This is a genomic window from Streptomyces sp. NPDC002499 (assembly GCF_053595415.1).
Genome location: NZ_JBSFXO010000011.1, coordinates 345,985 through 359,036 on the forward strand (window position 1 = coordinate 345,985; position 13,052 = coordinate 359,036).

Sequence of the window (13,052 nt, forward strand, 5' to 3'; positions counted from 1 at the left end):
CCGCACTCATGAGCCGTACCAGAACAGCGATACTCGCCGCCCTGGCGCTGATCGCCGGGGCCACCGGGACGGCGGCCGCCGTCGTGCCGGGCGACGCCGGGATCGCCGCGATCCCGTGCAGCGTCGACTACAAGGTGCAGAGCCAGTGGGACGCCGGCTTCACCGCCGCCGTGACGGTGACCAACAACGGTGCCGCCAAGAGCAGTTGGGCGGTGAAGTGGTCGTACGCCGGAAACCAGAAGGTCACCCAGGGCTGGAACGCGAAGATCAGCCAGAGCGGAGCGGCCGTCACCGCCGCCAACGAGACGTACAACGGGAGTCTGCCGAGCGGCGGTTCGGTCAGCTTCGGGTTCAACGCCTCCTACAGCGGCACCAACGCGCTGCCGACCACGTTCACGCTCGACGGCGTGACCTGCAACGTCGACGACGGGGGCGGCGGACCCACGGATCCGGGCGACCCCGGCGAACCGTCCACCAAGGTCGACAACCCGTACGCCGGCGCCAAGGTGTACGTGAACCCCGAGTGGTCCGCGAAGGCGGCGGCCGAGACCGGTGGCAGCCGGATCTCCAACCAGCCCACCGGCGTCTGGCTCGACCGCATCGCCGCGATCAACGGTGTGAACGGCGGCATGGGTCTGCGCGCCCACCTCGACGCGGCGCTCGCCCAGAAGGGCAGTGGCGAGGAAGTCGTCCAGTTGGTTGTCTATGACCTCCCCGGACGGGACTGCGCTGCCCTCGCCTCCAACGGTGAGCTCGGACCGACGGAGATCGACAAGTACAAGACGCAGTTCATCGACCCGATCGCGGCGATCCTCGCCGACAGCAAGTACGCGGGTCTGCGGATCGTCACGACCATCGAGATCGACTCGCTGCCCAACCTGGTGACCAACACCGGCAGTCGGGCCACCGCCACTCCCGCCTGCGACACCATGCTGGCCAACGGCAACTACGTGAAGGGCGTCGGCTACGCGCTGGCCAAGCTCGGCGCGATCCCCAACGTCTACAACTACATCGACGCCGGCCACCACGGCTGGCTCGGCTGGGACGACAACTTCGCGCCCTCCGCGACCCTGTTCAAGCAGGCGGCGACCAGTGAGGGCGCGACCGTCGACGACGTGCACGGCTTCATCACCAACACGGCCAACTACAGCGCCCTGAAGGAGAACAACTTCACCATCAACGACTCCGTGAACGGCACGTCCGTGCGCCAGTCCAAGTGGGTCGACTGGAACCGGTACGTGGACGAGCTGTCGTACGCCCAGGCCTTCCGTACGCAGTTGGTGTCGGTGGGCTTCAACTCCGGTATCGGCATGCTGATCGACACCTCCAGGAACGGCTGGGGCGGCACCGCGCGGCCCGCCGGGCCGGGCGCGACGACCAGCGTGGACACGTATGTCGACGGCGGGCGCTATGACCGGCGGATCCACGTCGGGAACTGGTGCAACCAGTCCGGGGCGGGTCTCGGTGAGCGTCCGAAGGCGGCTCCGGCGGCCGGGATCGACGCGTATGTGTGGATGAAGCCGCCGGGGGAGTCGGACGGGTCCAGTACCGCCATTCCCAACGACGAGGGGAAGGGCTTCGACCGGATGTGCGACCCGACGTACACGGGTAATGCGCGGAACGGGAACAGCATGTCGGGGGCGTTGGCCAATGCGCCGCTGTCGGGGCACTGGTTCTCGGCGCAGTTCCAGCAGCTGATGCAGAATGCGTACCCGCCGCTCTAGGCCTTGGCGGGTGGGTTGAGTTTTGGCTGCGGGTCCGTTGTGGCTGGTCGCGCAGTTCCCCGCGCCCCTTCAGGGGCGTGGGGGTCAGCCCTCTTTTGGCATAGGACCCGGCGACTTTGTTGCCGACACGGCAATAGTCGTTGCCGTTTCTTGGTGAGCCGGAGCAGTCTGGAGCCGTATCCGGACGAGAGGCTTCCTTCCATGGCGCACGACCACGATCACGGGCACGAGCACGGACACACTCACGGTCACGATCACCACCACACCGACCTCGACTGGGCCGCGATGGCACCGCGGCTCGAAGCGCAGGCCGAGTTGTTCACGTCGTTGTACGAGCGGGCCATGGCCTGGCTGGCCGACAAGCAGACGGAACCCGGGCTGATCGTGGACGCGGGCAGCGGGCCGGGTGTCGTCGCGTGTCTGTTGGCCGAGGCCTTTCCGGGGGCCCGGGTCGTCGCCGTCGACGGTGCCGAGCCGCTCCTCGACCGGGCCCGCGACCGCGCCGAGCGGCTCGGTGTCGGTGACCGCTTCGGCACGCTCGCCGGTGAACTGCCCGGTGTTCTGGAGGAGTTGGACTACCCCGCCGATCTGTTGTGGGCCAGCCGCAGCCTGCATCACCTCGGCGACCAGCGGGCCGCGCTCGCCGCCTTCGCCGCCCGGCTCGCGCCCGGCGGCACGCTGGCGCTGATGGAGGGCGGTCTGCCCGCCCGCTTCCTGCCGCGTGACCTCGGTTTCGGGCGCCCCGGGCTCCAGGCGCGGCTCGACGCGCTGGAGGAGGAGTGGTTCGCCGAGATGCGGGCGAACCTGCCGGGTGCCGTTGCCGAGGCGGAGGACTGGCCGGCGCTCATGGCCTCGGCGGGCCTGCGCCCGACCGGCACCCGCTCCTTCCTGCTCGACCTGCACGCCCCGGCCAAGGACCGGGCCCGCGCCTACATCGCCGACACGCTCACCCGCCTCCGCGACGGCTTCGGCGACCGCCTCGACGCGGACGACCGTACGACCCTCGACCGCCTCCTGGACCCTGACGACAAGGCGAGCGTCCACCACCGCCCGGACGTCTTCGTGCTGGCCGCGCACACGGTGCACACGGCTGTACGAGCTGCGTGAGTCGTACGGTGCTCAGCAACCGCCCGGCCGTGCGTACACCGTGAGCCGCGCGCCCCGCAGCCGCCGCGTGCCGCACTCGACGAAGTCCTCCGCCAGCACCTCCCGCTTGACGGCCTCCTGAGCCGTTCGGTCGACAGGCTCGCCCGTCGGATCGCGCAGGGCGACGATCCGGGTCGCGGCGCGCATGCGGGTGCGGATGTCCGCTGCCGGCAGCTCCGTGCCGTAGAGCGTGTGGGACGCGGTCGGGGAGCCGGACAGCGCCAGGTCGGGCAGGCCGCGGAAGGGGGCCGGGTCGGGGAGGGACCACACCCGGCGGCGGGACGGGAGATAGACGATGCCGTCCGCGCCCTGGCCGGCGCCGCGGACCGCCTCGGCGATCGCGGTGACATCGTCGGTACGGCTGTGCGCGGTGCGCAGGTCCAGGGTCACCGGCAGCAGGGCGAGGACCGCGGCCCCGGCCGCGAGCACGGCGCCGGCGCGGATGCGACCCCGTGCGCGGAACAGCCGGTCGAGGGCCGCGCCGACCAGCAGGGCCGTCCCGGCGTGCGCGTAGAGGACGTAACGGTCCACGTACAGCGGTTTGACCAGCGAGAACAGGAGAAGCAGCAGGGGCGGGAGCACGAGGAGGGACAGCGCCGGCGCGATGGGCTCGCGGCGGCCCGCGCGGCGCAGCACCCCTGCGCAGGCCAACCCGAGCGCCGACACTCCCGCGAAGCCCAGGACCGCGCCCGCTCCGATCCCGCCGATCCACGCCACCTGTTCGGTCTGGCGGGTGCTCAGGACGACCAGGGGCGCGAGGCAGACACAGACGCCCGCCATGGTGCGCAGTCCGGCGGCGCGGGCGCTCCTCGGCAGCGCCAACAGGTGTGCGGGCAGGGCGAGTACGGCGAACTCGTGCACCGCGCAGGCGGCGAGTGCGACGGCGCCATAGCCGAACCAGGCCCGTCCGGTGCCCGTGCGTACGGCGCGCAGCAGCAGATACGTCGCCCAGACGACCAACGCGCAGACCAGCGCGTACGAACGGCCCTCCTGGGCGTAGCGCTGCACCGGCGGCAGGAGGACGAAGACGACTCCGGACAGCAGGCCCGCGCGCGGGCCGGCGAGGCGGTGGCCCAGCAGCGCCACCGTCCCGGCCGCCGCCGTGATCGCCAGCAGCGAGGGGAGCCGGAGCACGAGCAGCGGATTCGCCCCGCCGGACAGCGCGAACAGGCCGTGCATCAACAGGTAGTACAGGCCGTGCACGGCGTCCGCGTGACCCAGCGTCGCCCACAGGTCGGGCAGCGAACGGCGTGCCATGTCGTACGTCACCGCCTCGTCCCGCCACATGCTGCCGCCGCGCGTCAGGCCCCACAGCCCGAGGGCGAGGGAGAGGGCGACGGGGACCAGGGGCACGGCCGCGGGAGTGCGTGCGGGCCCGGCGGTGCGGGGGCGGTGGGTGGCTGAGGGCCGGACGGGGGCGGCCAGTTGCTCGGGTGCGTGGGTCGTGGCGATGGTCGGCTCCGGTGCGTTGCGGTGGTCGCGAACAGGCATGCGGGATCGCGAGGAGGCATGCGGGGGTTCGCGAAGCGGCGCGTGTCACCGACGAGTTCAGAGGTCAGCGCGTTGTTGGGCAGCCCCCAACCGGCGCGCCGAACAATTCGACGAGCGGGTTGTTAGCGTGGGAAGCGACCGTGGCGAAGGGGGAACGCACATGGGCCGCAAGGAGAAACCGCTCGATCCGGGGGACGGTGTCGTCCAGCGGTTCGCCTACGAACTGCGCAAGTTGCGCGACGAGGCGAACAGCCCGACGTACCGCGAGATGGCGCGCCGCGCGGGCTACTCGGCCCCGACCCTGTCCGCGGCGGCGGGCGGCGAACGGCTGCCGAGCCTGCCGGTGCTGCTCGCCTACGTCACCGCCTGCGACGGCGATCCGGCGGAGTGGGAGCTGCGCCTGCGCGAGGCCGTCGCCGAGGCCGCCGACGCCCGCGCGAGCGACGACACGGACTCGGAGGGCAGTCCCTATCCCGGACTCGCCCGCTTCGAGACCGGCGACGGGGAGCACTTCCACGGCCGCGACGACCTGACCGCCGAACTGCTCCGGCTCACCGCGCGTACGAGGTTCGCGGCGGTCGTCGGCGCATCGGGGAGCGGCAAGTCGTCTTTGCTGCGGGCGGGGTTGATACCGCGGTTGCGGGAACCGGGCGGAGCCCACTTCCGGGAGCCGGAGGGAGTCCCCTTCCGGGAGTCGCGGGGAGTCGACTTCCGCGAGCCGGAGGGGGCCGGCTTCCCGGAGGCCGGGGGAACCGGCTTCCGTCCCTCCACCATCCGGCTCCTCACCCCGGGCCCCCATCCGGCCCGCACCCACGAAGCCCTCTTCACGCCCCACGACTCGCCCGGCGACACCCTGTTGGTCGTCGACCAGTTCGAGGAGGTCTTCACCCTCTGCGCCGACCCGGCCGAACGGGCCCGATTCCTCGGCCAGTTGCTGCGCGCGACCGACCCGGCGTCACGGCTGCGCGTCCTGCTCGCCGTGCGCGCCGACTTCTACGGCCGCTGCGCCGAACACGGGCCGCTCGCCGAGGCGTTGCGGGACGCGACGCTGCTGGCCGGGCCGATGACGGCGAGTGGGCTGCGGGAGGCGGTGGTACGGCCGGCCGCGGCCTGTCGGCTGGTCGTCGAGCGCGCGCTCACCGCCCGGATCGTCGCGGACGTCGTCGACGAACCGGGCGGACTGCCTCTCATGGCCCACGCCTTGCGCGAGGTCTGGCGCCGGCGCACCGGCAAGACGCTCACCCTCGCCGCCTACGAGGCCGTCGGCGGCATCCACGGCGCCGTCGCGCACACCGCGGAGGAGACCTACGCGCGCCGCACGCCCGCCGAGGCCACCGCCGTCCGGGCCCTGCTGTTGCGGCTGGTGAACCCCGGCGAGGGCACCGAGGACACCCGGAGGCCGGCGAAGCGGGCGGAGCTCGACGCCGACGGGACGACCGCCCATGTCCTCGAACACCTCGTCCGCGCCCGGCTGTTGACGGTCGACGGCGACACGGTCGACCTCGCCCACGAGGCACTGATCGGCGCCTGGCCGCGACTGCGCGCCTGGATCGACGAGGACCGCGAGCGGCTGCGCCTGCACCGCAGGCTCACCGAAGCGGCGGGCGCCTGGGCCGAGTTGGGCCGGGACGCGGGCGCGCTGTACCGGGGGAGACGGCTGTCCGAGGCCCGCGAGGCGTTCGGGGACGGACGCGAGGAGCAAAGCGGCGGGCGGGCAGGGGAGTTGAACCCCCTGGAGCGCGACTTCCTCGCCGCCGGCGTCGCCGCGTACGAGCAGGGCGTACGGTCCGCCACGCGTGCCGCCCGCCGAATGCGCACGCTCAGCGGCGCGCTCGCCGTACTGCTCTGTCTGGCCGTCGTCGCGGGCGTGGCCGCCTGGCGGCAGGGCGGGGTCAGCGCTCGGCAGCGCGACGAGGCCGAGGCCCGTCGGGTCGCCGCACAGGCGGACACGCTGCGCGCCACCGAGCCGCGCACCGCGATGCGCCTGGCCCTCGCCGCGTGGCGCACCGCCGACCTGCCCGAGACCCGGCAGGCGCTCAGGACGGCCGCCGCGCAGAGCGAACAGGACGAGTTCACCCAGCCCGAGGCGGGCGGCCGGGCCCTCGACGCCCCCGTCTGGCTCAGCCGGGACGGCCGGACCCTCTCAACCGTGGTGCACGACAAGGTCCTTCAATGGGATGTCCCGACCCACCGGCACCTGCGCTCGGTGCCGCGCCGCGGGCTGTCCGCGAACGTGATCGACGTCAGCCCGGACGGCCGACTGGTCGCGTACCGGGACCCGGGCGGCCACGGCGTGCTGATCGGCGGACTCACCGACGGCAGCACACGTCGGCTCGGTACCGCCGCGTGGGACAGCTCCGACGGCGCGTTCGGGCGGAGCGGATACACCTTCTTCCAGCGGCGTCCCGGACGTGGTGCGGCCGAAGGGCGCGCGACGCTGGAGATGTGGGACACGCGGACCGGGCGGGTGCTGCTGCGGTACGAACGGGGCGACGACGACGGCGGGTTGCCGGTGCTGAGCCCCGACGAGCGTTACATCGCCTGGTGCACGGACGTCGACGGAGAGCTGCGGGTCCTGGACGCCGCTCGGCGTCGCCTGGTGACGACACCGGTGCCGGCGGCCACCGAACGAGCCCTGTGCCGGGGTGACGAGCTGGTGTTCTCCGCCGACGGCCGGGCCGTGGCCACCGCCGCCTCCGACGGGATCGTGACCTGGGACCTCCGCACCGGCCGGGAACGGCCCCGGCTGCCGCTGTCCGGCGTGAACACCGTGGAGTTCGCCGGTCCCTACGCCCTGACCTGGGGTTCGGACACCGTCGCGCTGTGGCGCACCGACCTGCCCGAGCCGGCGGACGACAGCCTGCGCGAGCCGCTGCTCACCTTTCCCGTCGCCTCCTCGTCCGTCGGCGACATCCGGCTCGACATCGCGGCCGGGGTGGTGCGCTACAGGGAGGGCGGCCGGACCAGCGTCGTACGGACCTTCTCGGCGCAGGGGTTGACCGGCGGGGCCTGGCGGGAGAAGGCGGCGACCGTCGCCGCGTTCGACCGGCGGGGACGGCCGGTACCGCACGCGGCCCGCGCGAAGGGCTCCGGACCCGTCGCCGTCGACCCGACCGGGCACACCGCGCTGACCGAGGAGGGCACGCTCGTCGACGCCGCAACCGGCAAGCGGCGCACGGGAGATGGGGGAGTCAAGGGCGAGGATCTGCTGACCGCCGGTGCCTTCAGCCCCGACGGGCGGTACGTCGCGGTCGCCGACTTCCAGAACCGCGTCACCCTGTGGGACGCGCACGACTGGCGTCGGATCGCCGTGCTGAAGGCCGCCGGCACCACAAGGCACCAGGCCGCGCTGGCGTTCTCCGCCGACGGTTCGCTGCTCGTGGCCGGGGCGCCGGACGGCTCCGTCGAGGTGTGGGAGACGGCGACGCCCACCCTGCCCGCCGCGACGATGCCGGCGGGGGACGGGCCGATCCTCGCCACGGGCCTCACCCCGGGCGGCTCCCAGGTGCGCGTCGCCACGCCTCATCTGGCCGACCGGGCCCGCCCGTTGGCACCGGAGCGCGCCGCGGCCACGGTGTGCGAACGGGCGGAGGGCGGGTTGAGCAGGACCGAGTGGGACCGGTACTTCCCGTCGGCGGGCTACAAGGACACGTGCGGGACCTGAGGCGGGACGCCTGAGGCCGGACGCCTGTGGCGCCCGGTGTCGGACCGGTGCCCCGCCCGGTGTCGGACCGGTACGCGGCCCGATGCAGGGACGGCTGCCGTCCTTGACATCGAGCGCGCTCCAACTGATCTACTCCCCCCGTCACTGAGACACAGGGGGTACGCACATGACCGACTCACCGGTCGCACTCATCACCGGCGGCGGCAGCGGCATCGGCGCCGCCGTCGCGCGCCGACTGCTCGACGCGGGACACAGGGTGGCCGTCACCGGCCGCGGGGAGGCCCGGCTGCGCGGCTTCGCCGCCGAACTCGGCGACCCGGACGGCCTGTTGACGCTCGTCGGCAACGCGTCCGACTACGACGACGTCCAGACGGCCGTCGCCACCACGATCAAGGAGTTCGGGCGGCTGGACACGGTCGTCGCCAACGCCGGCTTCGCCTCCCACGACACGGTGGCGGAGGGGGACCCGGCCGGCTGGACCGACATGGTGCTGACCAACGTGCTCGGCCCCGCCCTCCTGATCCGGGCGTCGATCGACGCCCTCAAGGAGACCCGGGGCCGGATCGTGCTGGTGGGCAGTGTCGCCGGCTTCGTGAACGGCCCGGGCAACATCTACGGGGCGACGAAGTGGGCGGTGACCGGTCTCGCCGAGAACACCCGGCGTCAGGTCACCGACTGGGGCGTCGGCGTGACGCTGATCGCCCCGGGCCGCGTGGAGACGCCGTTCTGGGACGGGAACGGACTGCCGCCGGGGCAGCTGCTGACCGCCGACCAGATCGCGGAGACGGTCGTGTGGGCCGTCCGGCAGCCCGACGGTGTCGACATCAACACCGTCGTCGTACGGCCGCTCGGACAGCCCAACTGACCTACGGTCCTTCCGGGTCGGCGGCTGCTAGTTGTTCGCCAGGAACTGCTTGGCCAGGCTGTCCCCCAGCGTGACCGCCGCGCTGTGGCTCTCGATGGGGGACACCTTGGAGTTCTTGAACAGGATGTAGGTGACGCCGGAGTCGGTGCCGCCGGTCTCGGGGTTGGGGTCGATCCCGAGCGCCTGGGCGGTGGCGTAGGAGGCCTCGCCGATGATCTGCGTGGGACCGGTGTCGCCCACGACGGCGTACTCGACCTTGTTGTTGTAGATCACGGCGACCACGCCGCCGCCCTTGATGCCGGCACTGGAGTAGTTCCAGATGCTGCTGGTGCTGGGCACCACGACGTACGGCAGCGAATCGGCCCGCAGGGGCTGGCCGTTGGACTGGTGGAACGCCGTGTCGTCCTGGTACCAGGGGTCGGTGGACTCACTGCACTTCGCGGTGCGCTGGCCGTCGCAGTCGACGTCCATGTCGGCCTTCCAGAACACGGCGCCGTTCTTGCCGCACACCGGTACCGTGGCCGAAGTCTCCTCGTCCGTGCGGTACTTGCCGTTGGATATCTGCTGACACGACGTCACCTTGGCCAGCAGGGAGGCCGCGCTGACCGAGCCTTCCTGGGTGGACGCCGGACCTGCGGAACCGTTCGCCTGGGCCGGGAGCACACCGGCCGCGAGAAGTGCGGCACCGGAGGCCGCGGCGAGGGTCAGTGTTCGTATGCGCACTGGTGGGGGACCCTTCTGTTAGGAAAGTTTCCTTACCGGGTGCCGTACAAGGTGGCCCCATGGGCGTGTTCGCGTCAACCCCTTCGCGCGTCTTTTGGTACAGACCTGGTCTGCCGTACGGGTGAGGGCGTGACTGATCTACGGGTGAGGGCGCGACTGTCGCGCGGGTGGGGGCGCGCGAAAGGGCCGCCCGTCCTGGGTGGACGGGCGGCCCTTGAGGGGTCGGGTGCGGTCAGCCGGCGTTGAACGTCGTCGGGTCCGGGCCCAGGCGACGGTCCTCGTTCAGTGCGCTGATCGCCGCCAGGTCCTCGGTGTCCAGGCTGAAGTCGAAGACCTCGATGTTCTCCTTGATCCGGGACGGCGTCACGGACTTCGGGATCACGACGTTGCCGAGCTGGAGGTGCCAGCGCAGCACGACCTGGGCCGGGGTGCGGTTGTGCTTCTGGGCGATGGCGATGATCGCCGGGACTTCCAGGAGGCCCTTGCCCGAGCCGAGCGGCGACCAGGCCTCGGTCGCGATGCCCTGCTCCGCGTGGTACTCACGCGCCGCGCGTTGCTGGAGCTGCGGGTGCAGTTCGATCTGGTCGACCGCCGGGATGACCGACGTCTCCGCGATGAGCCGCTTGAGGTGCTCCGGCTCGAAATTGGAGACACCGATCGCGCGGACCCGGCCGTCGGCGAGGAGCTTCTCGAACGCCTTGTACGTGTCGACGTAGTTGTCCTTGGCCGGGGTCGGCCAGTGGATCAGGTACAGGTCGAGGTAGTCCAGGCCGAGCTTCTCCAGCGATGTGTCGAAGGCGCGCAGCGTGGCGTCGTACCCGTGGTCGGCGTTCCAGAGCTTGGTGGTGACGAACACGTCCGCACGGGGGACGCCGGAGGCGGCGATCGCCCTGCCGGTGCCCTCTTCGTTGCCGTAGATCGCCGCTGTGTCGATGCTGCGGTACCCGGCCTCGAGCGCGGTGGCGACCGCCCGCTCCGCCTCGTCGTCCGGCACCTGCCAGACGCCGAAGCCCAGCTGGGGCATCTCGACGCCGTTGTTGAGGATGATCGGGGGGACCTTGCTGCTCACGAGCTCTCGATCCTTACGGTTGCGGTCAGGTGGCACTCCCATGGTCAACGATTACGGGCCGTGATGCATTCCTGACCGCAGAATCCGCGCAGAATCATCTCGAACTGACCGGCGATTCAGTTTCCGAGCCCGAGATTGGCCGGAAAGCATCCGATCTCCTGGGTCCGAACCATTGACCGTGCATCGCCATGCCGGGACTCTGGATCGCGCTGTCGGACGTATCGATGAACCCGGTGCATGCATGTGAACGCTGCCTGTGCTTGGGTTTTGCACGCTCCCAGACCCCCCACTCCCCTGGAGAGCAGGTATGCGCACATGAACGAGAAAGTGTTCGCGGCCTCCCGAACGGAGCCGTCGATCAGGAGAACATCGGATGAAAGCGCCCGCCGGCGCAGGCGTCTACGGGCGGCGCTCACGGCGGTCGCGCTCACCACCGCCACCCTGACCGCGCTGCCGGCGGCCGTACCGGTGTCGGCCGTGGCCGCTTCCGCGCCCTCGGCCACACCCTCCGTCGCCGCCGACTGGTCCACGGCGGTCGTCGACTCGACGATCGCCCGCTACACGCCGAGCACCATCGGCGGCTGGTCCTATCCGGTCGGCCTCTACCTCTACGGCCAGTACCTCACCTACAAGCGCACCCACGACGCGCGCTACCTGACCTACATCAAGAGCTACGTCGACCGCTTCGTGAAGAGCGACGGCTCCATCGACCAGTCGTTCAACAGCCTGGACAGCATGCAGGCCGGACGGCTGCTGGTGATCCTGCACCACGAGACCGGCCAGGACCGCTACCGCAAGGCGGCCAAGAAGATCCGCGACCGCCTGGCCACCTATCCGCGCACGAGCGACGGCGGTTTCTGGCACGCCGACACCAGCAGCCGGGCGCACCAACTGTGGGCGGACGGCGTCTACATGGTGAACCCCTTCCTCGTCGAGTACGGCAAGGAGTTCGGCGACCGCGCGTACACCGACGACGAGGCCGCCAAGCAACTCGCCGTCTACGGCGGCCACCTCCAGGTCGCGAACGGCCTGCTCAAGCACGCCTACGACGAGTCGAGGACCGTGGGTTGGGCAGATCCGCAGACCGGTCTCGCCCCCGAGCACTGGTGCCGGGCGGTCGGCTGGTACTCCATGGCGATCGTCAACGTCCTCGACGCGATCCCCGCGAACCAGCCGCGCAGGCCTCAACTCCTCGGCATCCTCCAACGGTTGGCGGCCGGCCTGGAGAAATACCAGGACCCGGCGAGCGGACGCTGGTTCCAGGTCATGGACAAGGGCGACCGGGCCGACAACTGGACCGAGACCTCCTGCTCCAGCATGTTCACCTACGCCCTCTCGCGCGGCGCCCAACAGGGCTATCTGGAACCGCACTTCGCCACCGTCGCCCGGCGCGGCTACGAGGGCGTGCTGGCGCGGCTGTCGGTCGGCGCGGACGGCCGCACGAACCTGGCCGACATCACCATCGGCACGAACGTCGGCGACTACGCGTACTACATCGCCCGCACCCGGGCCACCAACGACTTCCACGGCCTCGGTGCCTTCCTGATCATGAACGAACAACTGCGGGGTGATTAGTGTCATGAGCACGTCCAGAAGGGCTCTTCTCGGGGCCGCGGTCGGCGGTGCGGCCGGCGCTGTCGTCGGACTGCCCGCACCGCCGGCCTCGGCCGCCTCCTGGCAGCAGAAATGGGCCCCCTCGGCGAGCGCCGTCGGCCTCGGCGCCTTCGAGACGATCGAGGACGACCGCGCCGACTCGCACCCGGCCGGACAGCCCCACATCCGCGCGACGGGCGCCAACTGGCGCTTCGACATGCACACCGTCGACCGCGACACGTCGACCGACCGGCAGCGTCAGGAGGTCACCGGGCTGCGCAACGGCAGCGGCTCGAACTACCTCAAGTGGACCGCGGGCCAGACCTGGCGGCTCACGTACTCGATGTACATCCCGAGCTCGCTGAAGGCGACCACCACCTTCACTCACATCATGCAGATGAAGCAGCCCGGCAGCGGCACCTCGCCGATCGTGGTGCAGTCCCTGCGCCGGGTGAACGGCGTGCAGACCATCGAACTCAAGCTCGCCATCGACGACATCCTCGTCGGCCGCACCGACCTCGCCCCGCTGCACGACAGGTGGACCGACGTCGACTTCCAGATCAAGGTCGGCAACGGCACGGCGGGCTCGGTCCGTTGGATCCTCACGTCCGGCTCCACGACCGTGATCGACGCGTCGAGGACCGGCGTCGACACCTTCCTCGCCGACCGGGTCCGCCCCAAGTGGGGCATCTACCGCTCCCTCGGCGACACCTCCGGCTCGTTGCAGGACACCTACCTGCTGCTCACCAACCTCCGCGGCTACCAACTCGTCTGAGG

At 71.3% G+C, this 13,052-nt stretch carries 9 protein-coding genes; 6 read left to right on the forward strand and 3 right to left on the reverse strand.

What is annotated here, in order from left to right:
• Window positions 1–8: 8 nt before the first annotated feature.
• A complete protein-coding gene (locus ACWD5F_RS31155; RefSeq protein WP_451259407.1) occupies window positions 9–1,724 on the forward strand; it encodes a glycoside hydrolase family 6 protein in 1,716 nt (571 codons plus the stop codon).
• A 201-nt stretch (window positions 1,725–1,925) separates the two neighbouring features.
• Window positions 1,926–2,831 carry a class I SAM-dependent methyltransferase gene (locus ACWD5F_RS31160; protein ID WP_451259409.1) on the forward strand — a complete coding sequence of 302 codons (906 nt, stop codon included), beginning with the start codon at window positions 1,926–1,928 and terminating at the stop codon, window positions 2,829–2,831.
• A gap of 12 nt (window positions 2,832–2,843) precedes the next feature.
• Here ACWD5F_RS31160 and ACWD5F_RS31165 read toward each other — a convergent pair whose 3' ends face one another.
• Complete coding sequence (locus ACWD5F_RS31165; RefSeq protein ID WP_451259411.1) at window positions 2,844–4,361, reverse strand: glycosyltransferase family 39 protein; 1,518 nt, start codon at window positions 4,359–4,361, stop codon at window positions 2,844–2,846.
• 160 nt (window positions 4,362–4,521) lie between these two features.
• Between ACWD5F_RS31165 and ACWD5F_RS31170 the strand changes: the two genes are divergently transcribed.
• Both ACWD5F_RS31170 and ACWD5F_RS31175 read left to right on the forward strand, forming a co-directional pair.
• Window positions 4,522–8,025 (forward strand): nSTAND1 domain-containing NTPase, encoded by a 3,504-nt coding sequence (locus ACWD5F_RS31170; protein ID WP_451259413.1) that lies wholly within the window; start codon window positions 4,522–4,524, stop codon window positions 8,023–8,025.
• 166 nt (window positions 8,026–8,191) lie between these two features.
• Entirely contained in the window at window positions 8,192–8,890 is a 699-nt protein-coding gene (locus tag ACWD5F_RS31175; protein WP_451259415.1) for an SDR family oxidoreductase, read from the forward strand.
• Window positions 8,891–8,917: 27 nt separating this feature from the next.
• Here the strand turns inward: ACWD5F_RS31175 and ACWD5F_RS31180 are convergent, their stop codons facing one another.
• Both ACWD5F_RS31180 and ACWD5F_RS31185 read right to left on the reverse strand, forming a co-directional pair.
• Entirely contained in the window at window positions 8,918–9,613 is a 696-nt protein-coding gene (locus ACWD5F_RS31180) for a glycoside hydrolase family 75 protein (protein WP_451259417.1), read from the reverse strand.
• A 232-nt stretch (window positions 9,614–9,845) separates the two neighbouring features.
• Entirely contained in the window at window positions 9,846–10,682 is an 837-nt protein-coding gene (locus ACWD5F_RS31185) for an aldo/keto reductase (protein WP_451259418.1), read from the reverse strand.
• Window positions 10,683–10,997: 315 nt separating this feature from the next.
• On the opposite strand from ACWD5F_RS31185, the gene ACWD5F_RS31190 reads away from it, so the two are divergent.
• Together ACWD5F_RS31190 and ACWD5F_RS31195 are read left to right on the forward strand one after the other, a co-directional pair.
• Entirely contained in the window at window positions 10,998–12,257 is a 1,260-nt protein-coding gene (locus tag ACWD5F_RS31190) for a glycoside hydrolase family 88/105 protein (RefSeq protein ID WP_451259420.1), read from the forward strand.
• A gap of 4 nt (window positions 12,258–12,261) precedes the next feature.
• A complete protein-coding gene (locus tag ACWD5F_RS31195; protein WP_451259422.1) occupies window positions 12,262–13,050 on the forward strand; it encodes a Tat pathway signal sequence domain protein in 789 nt (262 codons plus the stop codon).
• Window positions 13,051–13,052 lie beyond the last annotated feature (2 nt).

Coding starts and splice junctions, on each gene's coding strand:
- ACWD5F_RS31155 (WP_451259407.1), top strand. CDS start 9: ATGAGCCGTACCAGAACAGCGATACTCGCCGCCCTGGCGCTGATCGCC.
- ACWD5F_RS31160 (WP_451259409.1), top strand. CDS start 1,926: ATGGCGCACGACCACGATCACGGGCACGAGCACGGACACACTCACGGT.
- ACWD5F_RS31165 (WP_451259411.1), bottom strand. CDS start 4,361: ATGCCTGTTCGCGACCACCGCAACGCACCGGAGCCGACCATCGCCACG.
- ACWD5F_RS31170 (WP_451259413.1), top strand. CDS start 4,522: ATGGGCCGCAAGGAGAAACCGCTCGATCCGGGGGACGGTGTCGTCCAG.
- ACWD5F_RS31175 (WP_451259415.1), top strand. CDS start 8,192: ATGACCGACTCACCGGTCGCACTCATCACCGGCGGCGGCAGCGGCATC.
- ACWD5F_RS31190 (WP_451259420.1), top strand. CDS start 10,998: ATGAACGAGAAAGTGTTCGCGGCCTCCCGAACGGAGCCGTCGATCAGG.
- ACWD5F_RS31195 (WP_451259422.1), top strand. CDS start 12,262: ATGAGCACGTCCAGAAGGGCTCTTCTCGGGGCCGCGGTCGGCGGTGCG.